Raw genomic sequence first — 21,359 nt, 5'->3', positions numbered from 1 at the left:
GCCCGCTCTCGCAAATCCATCGATAAAGGACGACCCATCACTTCCTCCTGTCGGAAAAAGTGAATCAGATCCTCTCTGATTTGGGAATCCCGATTCAGCTAAATTTCATACCGATCTAAGCCTTGCGTTTGAACGGAACCTTGACCGTCAGGTAAGTCGCCGCCCGCCACACCCATTCCAGCGGGCCGTAGTGGAAATGGCGGAACCATAGATGGGCCAAACCCATCTGCGCTGCAAAAGCGACGAGGCCGAGCAGCACGGCTTCCGACTGGCTCATCGTGGCGTGCAGCCCCAGACCGAAGCTGTAAAAGACCGGCACGAAGACCAGTGACTGCCCCACATAGAGGCTGAGCGTCATGCGGCCGGGGGCGGCAAAGGCGTTCAGCCCGCGATGCAGCGGGCCGTAATAGAGGCTCAGGAACCCAAACATCAGGGTCAGCATGATGCTGAGATCGGTCAGGCTGGACCAGATGCCGGACCACAGGGCATTGGGCATGCGCGACGCCTCGGTCGCCGGGATCAGGCTGCTGATCAGGCCCTGACTGTGCCACAGGATAAGGGCGGCGATCAGCGATACGACAAGACCGATCAGGCGCGCCCGCCCGAAGCGTTCCGGCTGACTGAAAAAGCCGATGCGCCCCAGACAGAGCCCGATGAGGGACAGACCCAGTATCTGGCTCAGGCGGCCGGACTCGTACATAAACATCCATTTCAGCGGGTGGCCGACCACCCAGTTCATGCGAATGGTCTCAATCAGGCTCTTGCCCGTCAGATGCGCCTCGGGGACTGTGCCGCTCCAGTAACCGAACGGACGATTGGCCCATTCGGCCCCGTTCAGGGCGGCCCCCAGTTGAACCCACATCTGCGGCTGAAGCAAAAGGAAGACGCCGATGGCCGCGATCAAGGGGGTGGATTTCAGGCGATAGAAGGGCAGCAGAAACACGCCCATGACCGCCAACACCTCCAGTATCTCGCCGCGATACCACAGGCCGTGCAGCAGGCCGATGATCAGCAGGACCGCCAGCCGCCACAGAAACCGCCCGGTGAAATCGACGCCTTTGCGCGCCGAATTGTCCATGATGATGAAGAAGGAGACGCCAAAGCACAGGGCCATCAGCGCAAACGCCTTACCTCCAAACAGGGTGAAGATAACGTTGTGCCAGACAAGCTGCGCCGGATCGGTGACCGGATGCGCCCAGTAGAGTTCGAACAGTTCCGGCATATGCACCATGAACAGGCCAAACAGCGCAAAGCCGCGCAGGGCATCCAGCCCCTCCAGACGCTGCGGCGTCGAAGGGACACTCTTGGGGGTGGCCATACTGTCTCTCCCTGACTGGCCCGCTCTGTGGTCAGGCCTTATAGCCTGACTATAGACAACGTTATCAGGGGCTGGCAAGCGCGCCTTAGGCGTGCAGAATCTCATGGAAAATCTGTCAAAAAGGCTTATAGGGGGCGGATGAAAAGACACTCCGATAAAACCCGCGGCCATAAGGCCGAGGCTCAGGGGCCAAGCCAGCGCCAGTTGCGCGCCGGCGAACTGGTCCGTCACGCGCTGGTCGAAATCCTGCGCGAAGAAGAACTGCATGATGAGGCCCTGCAAGGGGTTTCGATCACCATTACCGAAGTCCGCTGTTCGCCGGACCTGCGCCACGCCACTGTGTTTGTGGAACCGCTGGGCGCCGGGCTCGGGGGCGTGACCATCTCCAAGGACAAGATCGCCCCGGCGATTGAGGCGCTGAACCGTCACGCCAAGTTCCTGCGCGGCATTCTGGGGCGCATGATCGACATGAAGTTCACGCCGGACCTGCGTTTCCTGCATGACGAAAGCTTCAATGAGGCGGCGCGTATCGACGCCCTGTTTATGCGTCCGGACGTGGCCAGAGACCTCAGAAACGATCCGCGTCATGAGGATGAGGACGAGGAATAAGATGTTTTCCCTTCCCCTGCTGTGCGGGAGAGGGGACCACGAAGTGGTGGAGGGGTCGCCTCTCCGTGTGTATGCCCCCTCCGTCGCGGACTTCGCGCAGGCACGTGCGCCGCGCCACCTCCCCCGCTACGCAGGGGAGGAGGAATAGCGAATGGCACGTAAGAAAAAAGGTGATCTGGTCAATGGCTGGGTCTGTCTGGACAAGCCGGTAGGGATGGGCTCAACGCAGGCCGTCAGCTTCGTGCGGCGTCTGTTCAACGCGCAAAAGGCCGGGCACGCCGGCACGCTGGACCCGATGGCTTCGGGTATCCTGCCCATTGCTCTGGGTGAGGCGACCAAGACTGTCCCCTACCTGATGGAAGCGGACAAGGTCTATCGCTTCACCGTCCGCTGGGGGCAACGCACGGCCAGTTACGACCTCGAAGGCGATATCCTCGAACAGGACGATCTGCGCCCGAGCGAGGCCGAAATCCGCGAAGTCCTGCCGCAGTTTATTGGTGAGATCGAACAGGCTCCGCCCGCCTTTTCGGCGATCAAGGTCGATGGGCAACGCGCCTATGATCTGGCGCGCGAGGGCGTGGAGGTTGAGTTGGAGGCACGGCCAGTGGTCGTGCACGACCTGACGCTTGAGCGTATTCTCTCCGCCGATGAGGCTGAGTTCCGCCTCCATTGCGGCAAGGGCACCTATGTGCGGGCTATTGCGCGCGACCTCGCGCTGGAACTGGGCGTGCTGGGCGTCGTCAGCGCGCTGCGTCGTGAGCGCGTCGGCGGCTTCGACATTAATTTGTCCGCAGGGGTGGAAAAGTTAGAGGATTTGAGGCATAGAGACGCCGCTTTGGACGCTTTGCTTCCCGTAGAGACGGCGCTGGACGACATCCCGGCCCTGCCTGTGACGGAAGACGAGGCCACAAGGCTCAAACAGGGTCGCGAAATCCCCCTGTCCTTCTCCCGCACGCAAACGGCGGAAGACGCTCTGAAAATCCGGTCACAATCGGGAAAATCGGAGCACGGGCGTACCCTTTGGGCGCACCGGGACGGAGACATCGTAGCCCTGGGCGAATTGCGTCTGGGGCAATTTTACCCCACACGCCTTATCAACCTGTAACCCTGCGGACCTCGTCCGTGAAAGGAGACCCCGATGTCGATCACGCTTGAGCGTAAAGCTGAACTGATCAAGACCCACGCCCGTTCGGAAAACGATACGGGTGGGTCCGAAGTGCAAATCGCCATCCTGTCGGAGCGTATTGCCAACCTGACCGAGCACTTCAAGACGCACAAGAAGGACAACCACTCCCGTCGTGGCCTTCTGAAGCTGGTGTCGCAACGCCGCCGCCTGCTTGACTACCTCAAGGCCACCGACACCGCCCGTTACACGGCGATCGTCGAGACCCTGGGTCTGCGTCGTTAAGACTATCTCTCAGGGCCTGACGCTCCGTCAGGCCCTGATTGTATTATGGATACCCGGAACGCGATCCGGGCACACAATTCGCGTGACGGTCCCATCAAATCGGGACACTACTCAATCTGCCGGACGATACGGCAGATATTTTCGGGAAGGGATTCGCCCTTCCTTACACCGGGTCGCCGCCCAGTCAGGCCGCCACCCTTCAGCCACCCCGTCAGGAATGGGCCTGCCGGGTGACAGAAAGACACACATGTTTGACATCAAAAGAAAAACCATCGAGTGGGCCGGGCGCAAACTGACGCTCGAAACCGGCCGTATCGCCCGTCAGGCGGACGCCGCCGTGCTGGCTACCTACGGTGAAACCACCGTGCTGGCGACCGTGGTTTATGCCCGCGCGCCGAAGCCGGGTCAGGACTTCTTCCCCCTGACGGTCAACTATCAGGAAAAGACCTTCGCCGCCGGCAAGATTCCGGGCGGCTACTTCAAGCGTGAAGGCCGCCCCAGCGAAAAAGAGACGCTCGTTTCGCGCCTGATCGACCGTCCGATCCGCCCTCTGTTCGTCAAGGGCTTCAAGAACGAGGTTCAGGTCGTCGTGACCGTGCTGTCGCACGACATGGAAAACGATCCGGACATCCTCGGCATGGTCGCTGCCTCTGCGGCCCTGACCCTGTCGGGCGTGCCCTTCATGGGCCCCATCGGTGGTGCCCGCGTCGGCATTATCAATGACGAATATGTCCTGAACCCTTCACTGGATCAGATGAAGGAAAGCGCGCTCGACCTCGTGGTCGCCGGTACGCAGGACGCCCTGATGATGGTCGAGTCCGAAGCGCAGGAACTGTCCGAAGACAAGATGCTGGGCGCGCTGATGTTCGCTCATGCCGGTATGCAGCCGGTCATCGACGCCATCATCGAGCTGGCTGAACACGCCGCCAAAGAGCCCTTCGAATTCGAAGCCGAAGACTTCTCGGACGTCGTAGCCAAGATCAAGGGGCTGGTCGGCCCGGACATCATCGCTGCCTACGCCCATAAGGGCAAGCACGAGCGTCATGCCGCCGTCGGTGAAGCCAAGAAGAAGGCTGCGGCCGTTCTGGTGAAGTCCGAAGAGAACCCGGAAGGCGTCGAAGCCGCCGTCTTCGGTTCGGCCTTCAAGGAATGCGAAGCCGACGTCCTGCGTCGTGACATCATCGACCACGGCAAGCGCGTGGACGGTCGTGCCGTCGATAAGGTCCGTCAGATCGTGTCGGAAGTCGGCGTCCTGCCGCGTACCCACGGTTCGGCCCTGTTCACCCGTGGTGAGACTCAGGCTCTGGTCGTGGCCACGCTGGGCACCGGTGAAGACGAGCAGTTCATCGACGCGCTGGAAGGCACCTATAAGGAACGCTTCCTGCTGCACTACAACTTCCCTCCGTACTCTGTGGGTGAAGCGGGCCGCATGGGTTCGCCGGGCCGCCGCGAAATCGGTCACGGCAAGCTGGCGTGGCGCGCCATCCGTCCGATGCTGCCGTCGGCGGAAGAGTTCCCGTACACCCTGCGCGTTGTCTCCGAGATCACCGAGTCGAACGGCTCGTCCTCGATGGCCACCGTCTGCGGCACCTCGCTGTCGCTGATGGACGCCGGCGTGCCGCTGAAGCGTCCGGTGTCGGGTATCGCCATGGGCCTGATCCTCGAAAAGGACGGCTACGCGGTTCTGTCGGACATTCTGGGTGACGAAGATCACCTGGGCGACATGGACTTCAAGGTGGCCGGTACGGAGCTGGGTATCACCTCGCTGCAAATGGACATCAAGGTTCCGGGCATCACCGAAGAGATCATGACCAAGGCGCTGCGTCAGGCCAATGAAGGCCGTTTGCACATCCTCGGTGAAATGAACAAGGCCATTTCGGGCGCCCGCGAAGAGCTGGGTGAATTTGCGCCGAAGATCGAGACGATCAAGATCGCGACCGACAAGATCCGCGAAGTTATCGGGTCGGGCGGCAAGGTCATCCGCGAAATCGTGGAAAAGACCGGAGCCAAGATCGACATTGGCGAAGACGGCACCATCAAGATCGCCGCTTCCGAACAGTCGAAGATCGACGCGGCCCGCGACTGGATCAAGTCCATCGCTTCGGAGCCGGAAATCGGTGCCATCTATAAGGGTAAGGTCGTGAAGGTCGTCGATTTCGGCGCGTTCGTGAACTTCTTCGGTGCCAAGGACGGCCTCGTCCACATCTCGCAGATCAAGAACGAAAAGGTTGCCAAGACCTCGGACGTCCTGAACGAAGGCGACGAAGTGAAGGTGAAGTTCCTGGGCTTTGACGATCGTGGCAAGACCAAGCTGTCGATGAAGGTCGTCGATCAGGAAACCGGCGAAGACCTCACCGAAAAGCTGGCGGCGGAAAAGGCTGCCCGTGACGAGGCCCGTGCGGCTTCGGGCGAAGCGCCGGAAGCTGGTGGCGATGAAGGTGGCGAAGAGCGTTCGGGCGGTGACCGTCCGCGCCGCTCGCGTCGTCCGCGCCGCGACTAACACTTGTGTTTTGGGGTCAAGGGGGCCGTGCCCCCTTGCCTCTTAGGCAAAAGAAAAGGCGGTCCCATTTGGGGCCGCCTTTTTTATTGGTCTAAGGCGAGGGGCCACAGGCCCCTCGACCCCATGATCACAAAGCGTTAAACCTATCCCATGCACACACTCACCGACCAGATCCTTGACCGTGGCGCGATCCTGCTTCTGGCCAACAGGGGTGAGCCCGTGCGGCTGGTCGGGTGCGAGGCCGAGGGGCTGGACCTCAGCGATTTTATTCTGAACGGCTGGGTGTTCGAAGACTGCATCCTGCGCAAGACCAAGTTTCGCGGCACAAAGCTGGAGCAGGCGCAATTTATCGCCTGCAAGGGCGGACAGGCCGATTTCACCTCGGCCGATCTGACGGAGGCGCAGTTTACCGGCTGCGATTTCAACAACACGCCGTTCAAGGGGGCAGGACTCGCGCAGGCGCGCTTTCTGCGCTGCAAGCTGACCGGGGCCGACTTCACCCACAGCCGCAATATGGACGTCAGCTTTGAGGATTGCCGCCTCAATGATGCGCGGCTGAAGAGTTTTGCCTTCGTCAAACAGACGCTGAAATCGCTCGATCTGACCCATGCCGATCTGCAAGGCTGCGATTTCCGGCAGGCGGTGTTCGAAGAATGCAGCCTGCGCGATGCCCTGCTCGATCACGCCCGCTTTGAAGGGGCGGACCTGCGCGGCACCGATATTGGTGGGGTGCGTCTTGAGGATGCGCGCCGTTTCAAAGGGGCGACCATTTCGCGGTCTCAGGCCGCAGAACTCCTTTCGGAACTGGGACTTAAGGTGCGGTAACATTTCGCACGCGCAACAAACGCCACAAAATTACCTAAAATTACAAACGTTTAACGGGTCATATCTGCAAAATAATGTATGGAGAAAGCAACGGGGGTGCGCCATCGCGTCGTATAAGGACGGCGGGCTTACCCCGATCCTACAATTTTCAGAGCACCCACATGTCCTCTTCCAAACGCTTCGCCGGCACCAGCCTGTCCGTCCTTGCCTCGCTTTTGCTGGTGTCCGCCGCGGCGGCACAGACCACTGCCCCCGCTGAAAAGCCTGCCGAGCAGAAGGCCCCTGAAAAGGCCCCTGAAAAGACGGAAGAGCCGACAACCGTTACGGTCACCGGGGCGAAGTCGCAGAACCGTATTGACCGGCAGGTCTATGACAACAGCAAGAATGCTGATGCGGCCATCGGCACGGCGGCCGATACGCTGAACAAGGTGCCAGGCGTCACGGTCGATGCCAACGGCAATGTCGCCCTGCGCGGTAACACCAATGTGCAGGTCTATATCGACGGCAAGCCTTCGGCCATGATGCAGGGTGACAACCGCGCCGGGGCCATTCAGGCCATGTCGGGCGGCGATATTTCGTCTGTCGAGGTGATGAACAATCCGGGCGCGCAGTTTTCGTCCGAAGGCACGGGCGGTATCATCAATCTGGTGATGCGTAAGAACCGTCGTCCGGGCGGCTTCGGCTCGGCGAACGTCGCTGTGGGGGATGGCCGTTATAATGGCGGTGTCAACGGCAGCTATACGGTGGGCAAGATCTCGCTCAACGGCGGCATCAACTACCGCGACGAAAGCGGCACGGGCCGAACGACGCGCCGCCTGATCAACCGTGACGCCAATGGCAATATCGTTTCGCGTACCGACTCCAATGGTGAAGGCACTGGCGGTTTCACCAACTTCGCCCTCAATGGCGGTATCGACTATAATCTGGACGACACCAACACCCTGAGCGCGCAGGTCACTTATAACAAGCGGGAATTCACCAGCGAAGGCACCGGCGTTTCGGCGACCTATAATGCGCTTGGGGCCGCTACGCAGCGCTATATCAACCTGTCGCGCTCCAAAAACCCCGGCTCGGATCAGAGCCTCGCCCTGACCTGGAGCCATACGGGCAACCTGCCGGGTGAAACCCTGAAGGCCGATCTGCGCATCAGCCGTTCGACGGGCGGCAGCGAATACGTCAATATCAATAATTTCACCCTGCCGACCGTATCGACGACCACCGACACCAAGATTTCGTCGCGCGCGCTGAGCAGTGCCGTGTTCAGCATCGACTATAACCGCCCCGTCGGTACGGATCAGCTCACCACCGGTATTCAGATCACGCGCGACGACAATACGGTCAGCAATGAATCGACCGGCATCGGCGCGGACGGTCTGAGCAATGCCCTCCTGTCGAGCCGTTTCCAGTACAAGCAAACCCTCAGCGCGGCCTATGCCACCTATCAGAAGCCGTTTGGCGAAAAGTGGGTGGTTCTGGGCGGCGTGCGTGTCGAAAACCTCGACCTCGACACTCTGCTGGCGAATACGGGTACGCGCACCAGCATCAACTACACCAAGGTCAGCCCCAGCGTCTTCGCCACCTACCTGCTGTCGGATACGGCCAAGCTGCGCTTCTCCTATGCGCGCCGGCTGCAACGCCCAAACCCGCAGGCGCTTAACGCCGCGCTCACCTATGTCGATGCGCAGAACGTCAGCCAGGGCAACCCGAACCTCAAGCCGCAGGAAACGGACTCGTTCGAAGTCGGCTATGAGGTCACCAAGCCCAAGATCAACTATCAGATCCGTGGCTATTACCGCGAAAACAACGACGTCATCACGCAGACCAGCCGCTTCCTGACGGGCAATGTGCTGCTGACGACGCAGGAAAACGGTGGGTCGAGCACGGCGGGCGGCGTCGAAGTCAACGTCAATGGTCAGGTGACGCCGAAGCTGAACCTGTCTCTGGGTGGTGACGTCGCGCGCACCGAACTGACCACGCCGGCCAATGGCACGCAGGAAGCGGATTCGGTCAATGGTCGTATGAACTTCACCTACACCCTGACGCCGAAAGACACGCTTCAGGCCTTCTTCTTTGCGCGCGGCAAGACCCTGACCGGGCAGGGCTATACCGAGCCGTTCGGTATGGGCAACATCACCTACGCCCGTAAGCTGACGCCGAAGGCGACGCTGACGGTGACGGTGCGCGACCCGCTGAATACGGGCAAGTCGGTTACCTATACGGATACTAAGACCGTCTATTCGGAATCGACCCGCAGCCAGCAGGCCAGCGTGTTCTATATCGGTCTGCGTTACACCTTTGGCGGCCCGGCTCCGGCCAATGCGCAGCAAAACCAGATGCGTATGATGGGCGGCCCCGGCATGGGCCCGCGCCCGGGCGGGATGTAATACCGGACAGTTTTGGGGTGAAGGGGTGAGATGCGCAGATTTGTGCGTGCACAAATCGGATGAAATCGAGACTGAATGTCTCGATTTCCGCGCCGAACGCCCGAAGCTATGCGTAGGGCTGGATGACCCCTTCATCTTTTAAGACAACCGGCATTATGTAGGAAACACACCAAGCCGAAAGGCGGTGTGAGATGCTGAAAGCGCTATTAGCCGCTTATTTTATCATACACTCTCATTTCAACTCCGACACGGCACATGTCGGTTGGAATCTCTATGCAGAGATTTTTGTTAGCGCGCCCATCACTTCCGATGAAGTCTTTATAAGTGAATTTATTCGGCACTACCGAAAACCAAAATTCACTCTCAAATACTTCGTCAAATATAGTCGTGTATCTAACCACTCCAACAACATTCAAAAGCATACGTCCTGTTTTGTCGTTGAAAAGACTGTCGTATACGGCTCGATTTATATTTTCAGAAGATACAGTTTTACTAGTGGAGTTTGAGCCTATTGGGGGCCAAATTCTGCTAGCTTCTGGAATGGGAATATTGCACGGAAAGCTTTGTTCGCCTTCAATTACAAATTCAACCACATCGCCTGTAAAATCACTTTCGGACATAGTTGTGGTAAATACCTCCGACCTAACTTTATGGTTTCTGGTTGGGGTGTTTCCAGTGTTGGATATTGTGAGTTCAATTCTGGGGGCTTCGGCAATTACCCCGCCCCAATAAAACTCCGCATGGTCAACATAGACGTATGCGCGACTTTCGTTCCTAGAGTTTTTGTCAGAAGTATCTACGGATCGGCGGGTTTCGCGAAGGCTTTCAGCGACATAGAAAAGGCCAGCGGCAGTGACGATCAGACCGGCAGCGCTAATCAACACACCAAGAAAAGCCCACTCCGCAACGTCTTGCTGGGCTTTCAGGTCTGTTTGGGTATGTTTGTCTGTTGGCTCGGAGTCAGGCGGTTGTACCAAACAAGTAGATCTTCCGGGGGTGTCGGTATCACAGGTGATTTTAGTCGGCTTTTGGGGTGCGCCTCTGTCGTCATAGGCGGCGCTCTCGCGCTCTTGAGCGTTCTCTTCATGGTAATGCCGCCACGATGAGAATCCCCAAATTACACTGATGGCTACGGCTAATCCAACCGCAACGACGTTGATCCTATCGCGTCTAGACATTGCAGAAGATACGCCGCTGTGAATTTGCCCCTAGAGAGCTTATTCCGCACGTTTACCTCTTTCTCGTCAACTCCGATTGCAGCGAGCCTGTCCACAAGCTGAGCGTAAGTGACGCCCTTGCGCTTAAGTTCTGCCTTCAACAGGTTCGCCGTCATCATCTCCCAGTCTGTTTTTTGGCTATGCGTAACGCTTATGATGAAAAAAGCGATCTGGTGTGTTTCCTACATAGTGCCCAATACGATCCGCGTTACTTCGGCACCACGCGCACAATGCGCCCTTCGGCACTGTCAAAGGCCGCATAAAGCGCACCGTCCGGCCCTTGCGCCACGTCGCGGATGCGTTCCTTGTAGTTGGTGAGCAGCTTTTCCTCCCTCACCACCTTGCCGTTTTCCAGTGTAATCATGCCGAGGTAGCGGAACTTCAGAGACGCGACGAACACCTTGCCCTGCCACTGCTTATAGGGCCCGGTGTAGAAGACCATATTGCCGGGGGCCATCGACGGGGTCCAGTAATAGAGCGGTTGTTCCAGCCCCTCCTTCGCCGTCTGACCGATCTTGCCGCCGCCATATTCTTCGCCATAGGTGATCAGCGGCCAGCCGTAATTCTTGCCCGGTTTGACGATGTTGATTTCATCACCGCCCTGCGGGCCGTGCTCATTGGTCCACAGGTCGCCGGTTTCCGGGTGCACAAAGGCCCCCTGCTGATTACGGTGCCCAAGGCTCCAGATTTCCGGTCTGGCCCCGGCCGTGTTCACAAATGGATTGTCTTCGGGGATAGAGCCGTCCGGGCGGATGCGCAGCGTCTTACCGATCGTGGTATCCAGCCGCTGCACCAGAGGCCGCTGATTGGCGCGGTCACCGACCGTGATAAACAGGTACTGCCCGTCCTTGGAAAAGACGATCCGCGACCCCCAGTGGTTGGCGCTTTCGACCTTGGGTGTCTGTCGCCAGATGACCTGAAGACCGGTGATGGCCGAACCGTCGAGCTTGCCGCGCGCCACCGCCGTCCCTGCTGTATCGTTTTCGCCCTCTTCGGAGAAGCTGAAATAGACGAGGCCGTTTTCGCTGAATTTCGGATCAACCGCGACACCCAGAAGACCGCCCTGACCGTAATCGACCACCGCAGGGCCGCCGGAAATCGACTGAAGGCCCTTGCCGTCTTTGCTGATCAGCTTGATCCCACCCGCCTTTTCCGTAACGAGCAAACGCCCGTCAGGCAGGAAGGCCATACCCCAGGGCTGTTCGATACCTTCGGCGAATACGCTGGCCTCAAAGGCGTTCGACTCAGGCGCAGGGCTGCTGGCGGTTTGAGCACAGGCAGGCGTGGTCAGGAGCAGGCTCAGGCTCAGACCGGTAAGCAACAGTTCGCGGCGTTTCATCAGGGCCTCTTTTCACAGGGATTTGCGCAAGACTAACACTCTCTGATACGGCCGCCACTTAAAAACCGATTGCATAATGGTTTGACAGAGCAAGAAAAAACCCCGCCGGACGAACCAGCGGGGTTTTCAATTTCGATAAGCGGTAGAGGGTTAGCCCTCGGTGGACTCGCTGGCCGCCATCTGGGCGCGCAGTTCGTCACCCTTCGAGCCGCGCGTCGAGTTTTGCGAACGCTCGACGATACGGGCCGACTTACCGCGACGGTCGCGCAGATAGTACAGCTTGGCGCGACGCACGACGCCGCGGCGCTTGACTTCGATCGAGTCGATGTTCGGCGACAGCAGCGGGAACTTACGCTCCACGCCTTCGCCGAAGGAAATCTTGCGGACGGTGAAGGTTTCGTTGATGCCCGTGCCGGCGCGGGCGATCACGACGCCCTCATAGGCCTGAACGCGCTCACGGTCGCCTTCCTTGATCTTCACGTTGACGCGGACGGTGTCGCCCGGTTGGAAAGCCGGAACGGTCTTGCCAGCTTTCAGCTTGGCCACTTCTTCGGCTTCGATCTTTTGAAGCAGGTTCATGATGTAACTCCAATCTTGGGCTTACTCCGCTTTGGGAGCGCCTTTTGCCTGTGATTTGGAAAGATACGCGGCCCAGAGGTCGGGTCTGCGTTCCTTCGTGGTTGCCTCTCTTTGTTTCTGCTTCCACACGGCCATCTTCTTGTGATCGCCGGACAAAAGCACTTCGGGGATGTCGAGGCCCTCAAACGTCCGCGGTCGCGTGTACTGCGGGTGTTCGAGGAGACCATCCTCAAAACTCTCGGTATCGAGACTTTCGGCGGCCCCCAGAACACCGGGGATGAGCCGCACGACCGCCTCTATGGTGACCATCGCCGCCGACTCTCCGCCCGCAAGGACGGCGTCACCGACGCTGATTTCCTCAAAGCCGCGCGCATCCAGCACGCGCTGATCGACGCCTTCGAAACGACCGCACAAAACGATCAGGCCCGAAGCCTTTGACCAGTCCCTGACCTTGTCCTGAGTGAGCCGCCGTCCACGGGCGCTCATATAGACTTTGGGCCGGTCATCGGCCCCCAGACTGTCCAGCGCCTTGGCGATCACATCAGCCTTCAGCACCTGTCCGGGACCGCCCCCGGCAGGGGTGTCGTCGAGAAAGCCGCGCTTATCGCTCGAAAAGGTCCGAATGTCCACAGGTTCAAGCGCCCAAAGGCCAGATTCTTTTTGCGCATTCCCCAGAACCGATACCCCCAGTGGCCCCGGAAAAGCTTCGGGGAACATGGTCAGCACCGACACGCGATAGGGCGCGGGGGTCTCAGGGGAATGTTCAGGCAGATCAGTCATTGGGTTGGCTCGGCAAGTCCCCAAATCTCAAGCCAGAAAAGGATGAGGCGGGACAATTTAGAGTGGATTTCGTTCAAATTGAATCGAAATCATGCTCTAAATTTTTGGTTTAACGCGCTTTTTTATCCGAAAAGTGCGTCACACTTTTCGGAAAGCGCTCTAATACTCCCCCGGCGTGCCGGGGGAGGTGGCAGTCCGCCTTAGCGGGCTGACGGAGGGGGCTTACCACAGAAGTCCTGAAATACAAATCTTACCGCCGCAAACGCAGCGTCAGGCCAATGGTGCGCGGCTGGCCCACAAAGGCGTTGAACGTGCCCGACTGCAAGGGCGCGCCAAACACCACCTGATAATAGGTCTCATCGGTCAGATTGGTGCCCCACAGGTCGAGCGCCACCGTCTCATCACGGTTCGCCACACTCAGACGGCCATTCATTAACGTATAAGCACCCTGAATCTTGATGGGGGCGAGATCAGAACCGGTATTGTAATCGGAATTATAGCGGGCATCGAGCGCCGCGCCCCAGTTCAGGCCCTGCCATTCGCGGTGGTAATCAGCCTGAAGCGTCGCTGACCATTTGGGTGCAAACGAGGCGCGGGCATCGGTCAGGCGCGGCAGGCCGGCTACCGGGTGCGACCCGAACTGGCTCTCCGACCAGGTGACGCCGCTGACCAGACGCAGGCCGTTTTTCAGCGTCAGGCGCGTTTCCGTCTCAATACCGTGCGACGTCAGTTCCGGCACCGAGGTGACAAGGAAGGTCGCCCCGAGGAAGGTGTTGAGCTGAAAATCGCGGAAGTCCTGATGGAAGGCAGCGGCATCAAAGGCCAGACGCCCGCGCCACCAGCGGCCTTTCAGCCCGACCTCATAGGCGGTGACGGTTTCCGCACGGAAAGAGGTGTCGCGATCAGCGGCAAAGGTGGTCGTCTGTTCGCGATCGAGATTGAAGCCCCCGCCCTTCCAGCCACGCGCCACCGAGGCATAGCTCATCAGCGAAGGCGTGGTCTGCCAGCTCAGCTTGAACGTGCCGGTCACGGCGTCGTCCGACATCTTTTGCGTCAGGTCGAGACGGTTGAAAGCCGGGTTGGAAAAGGACTGACACAGGGTGCCCAGACCCGACGACCCCAGCTTTTGCGCCGCCGCACAGCCAACACCGCCATCCGTATTGCTATAGGCGGAGTTCAGCGTCTTGGTCTGACGGTTCAGGCGCAGCCCCAGTACCGCCGATACGTCGGTGGTCAGGGCCCAGTCGAGATTGGCGAACAGGGCGGCGTTGCGTTCGGTCTGACGGTGGAGGTCGCGCGCGCCGCCCCCGATGGGATAGGCGCTGCCCGCGCTGAGGCCCGTCAGGCTGGATACGCGGGTCGTCGAAGCGCCGCTGGACAGCAGCAGGCTGAGATAGGGCTCATAGTCTTCGCCATAGACGTAGGAATCGCGCCGCGTCACCTTTTCCGAGGACAGATAGACACCGGTCAGCCAGTCGAGCGCCCCGTTTTTCCCGGACAGTCGCCATTCCTGACTGAGCGTATCGAAACGCGTGCCGAAATCAGCGGGAATGCGGTAATAGATGTCCGCCCCGGAGAAGTCGGCATCATAGCCCTGCCGATGATCAAAGCGCCGTGCGGCCGTCAGGCTGGTGAGGGTCGGGCCGCTGTCGAGCCGCCAGTTGACCTCCGCCGACAGGCCGCCATCCTTGATATGCTGAGCGGTTGAGCGGTTGCTGAAGGCGCGACGGCCTTCGACATCGGCAGTGGTGTCCACCCCCTGACCCGCCGCCAAGCTGTTGATCCATGGCGCGGTCGCGCCCACCTGAACCACCGTGCCGGTGCAGCAGTTTTCGTCGCGCGCCGTATAGTCGGCAATCAGCCGCACCCTTAGACGGTCAGCATCCATATACAGCAACTGACCGCGCAAAGAGTCATAGTTCTGATCGCCGTCGCGCGTGTCGCTGCGCGGCCCCTGACCTGTATGGATCCGGTACTGGCCATCGCGTTGCCTGTGAACCAGAGACAGCGAACCGGCCCATTTGTCGGCCAGTGGTCCCGACACATAGGCCGTGGCCGCCAGAGTGCCGCGCTCGCCCGCCGTCAGCTCATAGACCTGCTCCGGGGTAAAGCGCGGGGCCTGAGTGACGGCTTGAATGATGCCCGCCGAAGCCCCCTTGCCGAACAGGCTGGTTTGCGGCCCTTTGAGGATTTCGATGCGTTCCACGACCCCCAGATCGCTCATGGCCGTCGCAGTGCGCGCGCGCACCACGCCGTCGATGACGACGCTGACCGAAGACTCCAGCCCCGGATTGTCACCGACCGTCCCGACTCCGCGCAACCGCGCCGTGGTCTGGGCCTCATTGGCGGTGGAGGTGATCAGCAGCGACGGGGTCAGCACCTGCGCATCGCGCAAATCATAGGCCCCACCGCTGCGCAATTGGTCTCCGGTGATCACGGCCACAGAGATCGGGGCGCGGGCCAGAGATTCCGGCTTTTTGCGTGCCGTCACCACCACTTCGGTCACCTCCTGTGCCCACACGGGTCCCGCCACGAGGCTGACCAGAGCGCTGGCGGTCAGCAGACGGACGGCGAGAGGGAGTGCGCGACGGCGGGGGAATAAACGCATGCGGGAACCTTGGGCATTTTATTTTATTGAACGCCACCCAATAAAACGTTCAAAAAATATGCGCAAGGTCAAATTGCCACGCAAAGTTCTGAGCTTTGCAGAAAGGCGGATCAGATATTTTCCGCCTTGTCAGACGCACGGCGGAAGGGGCCGCGGTAATCCGGGCTTTTGCGGCGGCGGCGGTCGGGGCCGGTATAGCTGGCGGATTTGACCCAGGCGCGTTCGTTATCAATCACGCTTTTCATGCGGTCGATAAGGGCGCGCGCCGTCAGCGGCTTGGCCACGAACTCATTAACCCCGGCATCGCGTGCCGCCAGCACGTGTGAGCGGTCGGTGTGACCGGTCATCATAATAATCGGCACGTAAGGGTGGGGGCTGTCGGAACCGGTACGGATCAGGCGCGTCATTTCGATGCCATCCAGCGTTTCCATGACCAGATCGGTGATAATGACATCAGGCCGCCAGTCACGCACAATTTCCAGTGCTTCGGCGCCATCGGACGCTTCGCGGATATGAGTGATCCCCATGGCGCGCAACATGGTGCAGACAATAACCCGCATGTAGTGGTTATCATCGACGACCAGCGCCAGAACACGCGAAAAGCTACTCACTCAGTCCTCACAGCCCAAAAGGAGACCGGTTGTGACTCCGGGGGTACTCACCCTTTACGAAAAGAGTAAGCTTAGCGATAGGTTAATAGACGCTTTCAATTGACGCTACCGCCAAAAAAAATTCACGCCCTCCCCAAGACAGGGGTTTTGACGTCCGGGCGGAACCGGCCCATACTCCGGCCCAAATATATGGGGGTCCCCAATGATCGACTGGCGTAACCGTACCGTCCTCAGCGCCGCCGCTGCGGTCCTGATTTCCGGGTTTTGCGTAGGGTTTTTGACGGCTAAGGCGACCGAGGGCGGCTTCCGCAAGGCGGCCCCGCAAGGTCAGATCCCCATTACCGAAACCATGGGTAAGCTGTTCGGCAAGGTGCGTGACAAAAACGCGCCACGCTCCGGCGGCATGAAGCCTGCCGGTTTTGCCGTCTGGAAACAAAGGCTTGATACGTCGGGATCGTCGCCTCAGGCCTGTATCGAATTCTCCAAACCGCTGGATGCCTCCAAATCCTATGGCGATTACGTACTGGTGTCGCCGGAACTGCCATCGGCCCCGGCGGTGACGGTGAAGGGCTCTGAGCTGTGCGTCGGCGGCTTCGGCTTTACCGACCGTCGCGTGACCCTGCTCAAGGGTCTGCCGTCGGCAGGTAAGGACACGCTGAAACAGAATGCCGATGTCGATTTCGCCTTTGGCGAAAAGCCGCCCTATGTCGGTTTCGCCGGCAATGGTGTCATTTTGCCGCGTGAGGAATCCGATGGTGTGGCGGTCGAAAGCCTGAACGTCTCGACCCTGGCCTTTGAGGTCTGGCGCGTCGGCGACCGCAATCTGGTGCGCAAGACGATCAGCGCGCCGGACGCCACGGCCGAAGGCGATTACGACTACGAATGGGGCGAGGACAGCCCCAAGGGTGAAGGCTACAAGATCTGGTCCGGCAAGGTGGCGGTGAAGGGCAGTGCCGGTGAGCGCGTCACCACCGTCTTCCCGTTGGGGGCGGTGTTGAAAGACCTCAAGGCCGGGGCCTATGTGGTCAAGGTGCGCGACGCTTCGGGTGGCCGCGATAAGAAGGAAGGCGACCAGCCGGCGCAGGCCCGTCGCTGGATCCTGTTCACCGATATGGCCCTGACCACCTATACCGGCACGACGGGTGTCGATGTGGTGGTGCGTTCGCTGAAAACCGCCCGTCCGATGGGGTCGGTGCGCGTGGCGCTGGTGGCGCAGAATGGCGAAGAACTGGCTTCGACCCAATCGACCGCCGATGGCCGCGTGCATTTCGATAAGGCCCTGCTGAAGGGCGAAGACGCCCTGTCGCCCAAGATGATCATGGCCTATGGCCCGGCGGAAGACTTCACGGCCATGGACATCCACGCCTCGCCGATGGACTTCTCGTCGCAGGGCGTGGGCGGGCGTTCGGATGAAAAGCTGACCGGTGATAGTGGGATTGGGGGCCGCACGGCCAACGCGCTGGTGGACGGCTATCTCTATACCGACCGCGGCATCTATCGCCCGGGTGAGACGGTGCGTCTGGTGGCGCTGGTGCGTGATCCGGACGGCAAGGCGATCAAGGATCGCAAGGGCGCGCTGGTCGTCTATCGTCCCTCGGGCGTCGAAGCCTTCCGCTATCCGTTCGCCCAGACTCCGCAGGGCTTTGCTTATGCCAATATCGCCCTGCCGAAGTCGGCCCCGCGCGGCCAATGGCGCGCCAAGCTGCTGATCGAAGGCATTGATGAGGAACAGGGCAGCGCCGGGTTCGCGGTCGAAGACTTTGCCCCGCAACGCCTTGGTGTCGATATGAAGGCCGATGTCGAGCGGCCACTGACCGCCGTCAATGAGACGCGCGCCGTGCAGGTGGCCGCCCGCTTCCTCTATGGCGCGTCGGGGTCGGGCCTGACGGTTTCGGGTTCGGCACGTGTGCGCGTCGATCGCAACCCCTTCCCCAAATATAAGGACTATCGCTTCGGCAATGAACAGACGCCTTTCGATGAGCAATATACGGACCTGCCGCAAACCGCGACCGATGCCGACGGTAAGGCGGTCCTGCCCTTTGCCTCTGGCTATGACACGGATCAGCCTCTGACGGCCCTGGTCACCGCCTCGGTGTTTGAGCCCGGTGGCCGTCCGGTCAGCGAGGTCGAGACGCTGCGCATTCGTACCAAGCCGGTCTATGTCGGGGTCAAGCTCGACACCAAGGATGCCAAGGGTGGCGAAAACCCGGTGACGGCTTTCAGCCTGATCGCGCTTAATGCGCAAGGGGCGCCGGTCACGGCACGCGGCGTCAAGGTCAAGCTGGTTTCGGAAAACTGGAACTACGACTGGTATCAGCAGGATGGGCGCTGGCAGTGGCGGCGAACCTCCAAGGATGTGGTGATCTCCGACAAGGATTATGAGATTGGGGCGGCATCACCGCTGAATTTCGAAAACCGTCTGGGCTGGGGTGATTATCGTCTGGAAATCACGCAGCCTTCGACGGGGGCTAAGACGGTGATCCGTTTTGCCGCTGGCTGGGGTGCGCCGTCCGATGGCACTGAGGCCCCGGATTTTGTGCGCCTGACGGCTGGATCGCAGACCTATGCGCAGGGCGACACCATCTCACTGACGCTGAAATCACCATATAAGGGCGAGGCGCAGATCGCGGTGGCCAATGACCGCCTGATCGACCTGAAAACCGTCAGTGTCGGCGATAACGGCACCACCGTGCGGCTCAAGACCGATGCCCGCTGGGGCGGCGGGGCCTATGTGATGGTCAGCGTGGTGCAACCGCGCGACCCGGTCGATGCCTCCAAGCCGCGCCGGGCTATGGGCCTGATCTATGTGCCGCTTGACCCCAAGAACCGCAAGCTGAACGTCACGCTGGACCTTAAAGATAAGGTGTTCCGTCCCGACTTCTCGAAATCGGGTCAGGCCATCATAGACGTGCCGGTCAAGGTCGAAGGTGCCGGCCTCGGTAAGACGGCGCGTGTATCGCTGGCGGTCGTGGATCAGGGCATTATCAACCTGACCAAGTTCAAAACGCCCGATCCCGCCGGTTTCTATTTCGGCAAGCGGGCGCTGGGGCTGGAATATCGTGACGACTATGGCCGTCTGCTCGACCCCAATATGGGCGCGGCGGCCGACGTCTTCGGCGGCGATCAGATCGGCGGCGATGGCTTGACCACCACGCCGATCAAGACCGTCGCCCTGTGGTCGGGGGTCGTCAATACGGGCCTTGATGGCAAGGCGCATATCAAGCTGCCGGTCGGCAAGTTTAATGGCGAGTTGAAGATCATGGCCGTGGCCTGGACCGACGATGCCGTCGGTTCCGCCGAAGACAAACTCACCGTGCGTCAGCCGGTGGTGGCCGAACTGGCCCTGCCGCGCTTCCTCGCGCCGGGTGACAAGGCCTATGCCACGCTGGAACTGAACAATGTCGAGGGCAAGCCGGGCCTCTATGAGAGCCTCGTGAAGGGCTTCAACGGCATCGTCACGGCCTTCAAAAAGGCCTTTAATGTCGGTCAGGGGCAACGGGTGCAGGAAGGCATCCTCATTCAAGCCCCGTCCACAGTCGGTGTGTCGAAGATCAATCTGGCCCTGTCGGGTCAGGGATATGGCTTCGATGAGGACTATCAGATTCAGACCCGCATGGGCTGGGGCGCGCAGACGCGTACCTTTATCGACCAGCAGGCACCGGGGGCGGTGTTCACACTGCCGCCGGACCTGCTCAATGGCTTGCAGCCGGGATCGGCGACGGTTCAGGTCTCCTATTCGCCCTTCCGTGGCATTGATCCGGGACCGCTGGCGGCGGCGCTCAATCGCTATCCCTATGGCTGCACCGAACAGATCGTCTCTGCGGCCTATCCGTGGCTCTATGTCAGCGGCGCGGATGCGGCGCGGGCTCAGACCATCCTCAAAGGGGCGGTCAACCGCCTGCTGGACCGTCAGTCGGCGGACGGGGCCTTTGGCCTGTGGCGTGCCGGTGACGGCGAAGCCGAAGGCTGGATCGGGGCCTATGCCACCGACTTCCTGATCGAGGCGCGCAAACGCGGCGTCTATGTGCCGCAGGAGGTCATCGACAAGGCGATGAACGCCATGCGCGACATGTCGAAGCCGGAAGGCTTCACCTCGGTGTCCTATCGCCTCAAGATCGAGGAAGGTCCGTGGTGGAACGCCATGGCCGCCAAGTCTGTTTCGGAAGAGATGCGTTCGCGCGCCTCGGCCTACGCCCTCTATGTGATGGCCAAGGCGGGTTCGGGTGATCTGGCGCGTCTGCGCTGGTATCACGATGTGCAGTTCAAGGCCGAGCGGTCGCCGGTGTCGAAGGCGCAGGTCGGTGCGGCTCTGGCCCTGATGGGTGACAAGGCGCGGGCCAGATCGGCCTTCCGTCAGGCGGCACAAGGCATGGGCTATAAGGCCACCTATGACTGGTATCAGTCACCGCTGCGTGACGTGGCTGCGGTCATCGCCCTGGCCTATGAGGCCGGCGAGCTGGACACCGCAAAGGCCCTCATCCCGCTGCTGGAACGCCATGTCAAAGGCCCGGACGAGATGAACACGCAGGAACAGGCACAGGTGCTGAAAGCCGCGTCCTTGATGCTGGCTCAGGCCGGGCCGCTCAGTATCAAGGGCGAGAATGTCAAGGCGCTGGACGGTAAGTCGAGCCTGCAACGCTTCCAGATCGCGGCGGTCAGGGACGCGAAGTTCACCAATCAGGGTAAGGGCGCGGTGTGGCGCACCATCACCGTCACCGGTGTACCCGTGGCCCCGCCCCCGGCGGAAGCCAAGGGCTATACGATCGACAAGGCCTATTACACGCTTCAGGGTCAGCGGATCGACCCGTCGCAGGTCGTGCAGGGGCAGAAGGTGCTGGTGGTCATCAGTGGACGGACGAACTACGCCGAAACCCGTCCGGTCGTGGTTGATGACGCCCTGCCCGCAGGCTTCGAGATCGAAATGACCCTGTCGCGCGATGACGCCCAGAACGGACCTTTCCGCTTTGTCGGTGACCTCAGCCAGACCGATGTGCAGGAAGCCCGCGACGACCGCTATGTGGCGGCGCTGGATGTCTCGGCCAACAGCGGCTTTGCCATGGCCTATGTGGCGCGCGCCGTGACGCCGGGTGACTACTACCTGCCGGGTGTCGAGGTGAAGGACCTCTATCGTCACGACCTCTATGCACGCACGGCGGGCGGGCGTCTGACGGTGGCGCCACG

Annotated in this window: 15 protein-coding genes; 7 read left to right on the top strand and 8 right to left on the bottom strand. The window is 60.4% G+C overall.

The window, feature by feature from the left end; genetic code table 11:
* Nucleotides 1–115: 115 nt before the first annotated feature.
* Complete coding sequence (locus Q0072_RS13060; protein ID WP_298330890.1) at nucleotides 116–1,318, bottom strand: DUF418 domain-containing protein; 1,203 nt, start codon at nucleotides 1,316–1,318, stop codon at nucleotides 116–118.
* Between the two features lie 138 nt (nucleotides 1,319–1,456).
* Between Q0072_RS13060 and rbfA the strand changes: the two genes are divergently transcribed.
* The 6 genes from rbfA to Q0072_RS13030 all read left to right on the top strand — a co-directional run bounded on the left by rbfA (nucleotide 1,457) and on the right by Q0072_RS13030 (nucleotide 9,044).
* Complete coding sequence (gene rbfA, locus Q0072_RS13055; protein WP_298330887.1) at nucleotides 1,457–1,927, top strand: 30S ribosome-binding factor RbfA; 471 nt, start codon at nucleotides 1,457–1,459, stop codon at nucleotides 1,925–1,927.
* 151 nt (nucleotides 1,928–2,078) lie between these two features.
* Complete coding sequence (gene truB, locus Q0072_RS13050) at nucleotides 2,079–3,032, top strand: tRNA pseudouridine(55) synthase TruB (protein ID WP_298330885.1); 954 nt, start codon at nucleotides 2,079–2,081, stop codon at nucleotides 3,030–3,032.
* Between the two features lie 33 nt (nucleotides 3,033–3,065).
* Complete coding sequence (gene rpsO, locus Q0072_RS13045) at nucleotides 3,066–3,335, top strand: 30S ribosomal protein S15 (protein WP_013477720.1); 270 nt, start codon at nucleotides 3,066–3,068, stop codon at nucleotides 3,333–3,335.
* A 247-nt stretch (nucleotides 3,336–3,582) separates the two neighbouring features.
* Nucleotides 3,583–5,835: a polyribonucleotide nucleotidyltransferase gene (gene pnp, locus Q0072_RS13040; protein WP_298330882.1), complete on the top strand. Its 2,253-nt coding sequence runs from the start codon at nucleotides 3,583–3,585 to the stop codon at nucleotides 5,833–5,835.
* Between the two features lie 150 nt (nucleotides 5,836–5,985).
* Nucleotides 5,986–6,660, top strand: coding sequence for a pentapeptide repeat-containing protein (locus Q0072_RS13035; RefSeq protein WP_298330880.1), 675 nt, complete (start codon nucleotides 5,986–5,988; stop codon nucleotides 6,658–6,660).
* Between the two features lie 161 nt (nucleotides 6,661–6,821).
* Nucleotides 6,822–9,044 (top strand): TonB-dependent receptor, encoded by a 2,223-nt coding sequence (locus Q0072_RS13030; protein WP_298330878.1) that lies wholly within the window; start codon nucleotides 6,822–6,824, stop codon nucleotides 9,042–9,044.
* 206 nt (nucleotides 9,045–9,250) lie between these two features.
* Here Q0072_RS13030 and Q0072_RS13025 read toward each other — a convergent pair whose 3' ends face one another.
* The 7 genes from Q0072_RS13025 to Q0072_RS13000 form a co-directional block, all read right to left on the bottom strand.
* On the bottom strand, nucleotides 9,251–10,222 hold the full coding sequence (locus Q0072_RS13025) for a hypothetical protein (protein ID WP_298330876.1): 972 nt from the start codon (nucleotides 10,220–10,222) through the stop codon (nucleotides 9,251–9,253).
* Nucleotides 10,180–10,377 (bottom strand): DUF6471 domain-containing protein, encoded by a 198-nt coding sequence (locus tag Q0072_RS21945; RefSeq protein ID WP_366941809.1) that lies wholly within the window; start codon nucleotides 10,375–10,377, stop codon nucleotides 10,180–10,182. Before Q0072_RS21945 ends, Q0072_RS13025 begins: the two co-directional genes overlap by 43 nt.
* 92 nt (nucleotides 10,378–10,469) lie before the next feature.
* Nucleotides 10,470–11,600: a PQQ-dependent sugar dehydrogenase gene (locus Q0072_RS13020; protein ID WP_298330873.1), complete on the bottom strand. Its 1,131-nt coding sequence runs from the start codon at nucleotides 11,598–11,600 to the stop codon at nucleotides 10,470–10,472.
* 150 nt (nucleotides 11,601–11,750) lie between these two features.
* Nucleotides 11,751–12,179 (bottom strand): 50S ribosomal protein L19, encoded by a 429-nt coding sequence (rplS, locus tag Q0072_RS13015; RefSeq protein WP_013477725.1) that lies wholly within the window; start codon nucleotides 12,177–12,179, stop codon nucleotides 11,751–11,753.
* A 21-nt stretch (nucleotides 12,180–12,200) separates the two neighbouring features.
* Nucleotides 12,201–12,959, bottom strand: coding sequence for a tRNA (guanosine(37)-N1)-methyltransferase TrmD (gene trmD / locus Q0072_RS13010; protein ID WP_298330869.1), 759 nt, complete (start codon nucleotides 12,957–12,959; stop codon nucleotides 12,201–12,203).
* A 250-nt stretch (nucleotides 12,960–13,209) separates the two neighbouring features.
* On the bottom strand, nucleotides 13,210–15,567 hold the full coding sequence (locus Q0072_RS13005) for a TonB-dependent receptor (protein ID WP_298330866.1): 2,358 nt from the start codon (nucleotides 15,565–15,567) through the stop codon (nucleotides 13,210–13,212).
* Nucleotides 15,568–15,677: 110 nt separating this feature from the next.
* A complete protein-coding gene (locus Q0072_RS13000; protein WP_290793793.1) occupies nucleotides 15,678–16,178 on the bottom strand; it encodes a response regulator in 501 nt (166 codons plus the stop codon).
* Between the two features lie 202 nt (nucleotides 16,179–16,380).
* On the opposite strand from Q0072_RS13000, the gene Q0072_RS12995 reads away from it, so the two are divergent.
* The coding region (locus tag Q0072_RS12995) for an alpha-2-macroglobulin (protein ID WP_298330860.1) at nucleotides 16,381–21,359 on the top strand (4,979 nt) is incomplete at its 3' end.

This window comes from Asticcacaulis sp., from assembly GCF_027484505.1.
Lineage (GTDB): Bacteria > Pseudomonadota > Alphaproteobacteria > Caulobacterales > Caulobacteraceae > Asticcacaulis.
This window is presented reverse-complemented; position numbering and strand designations above follow the sequence as displayed.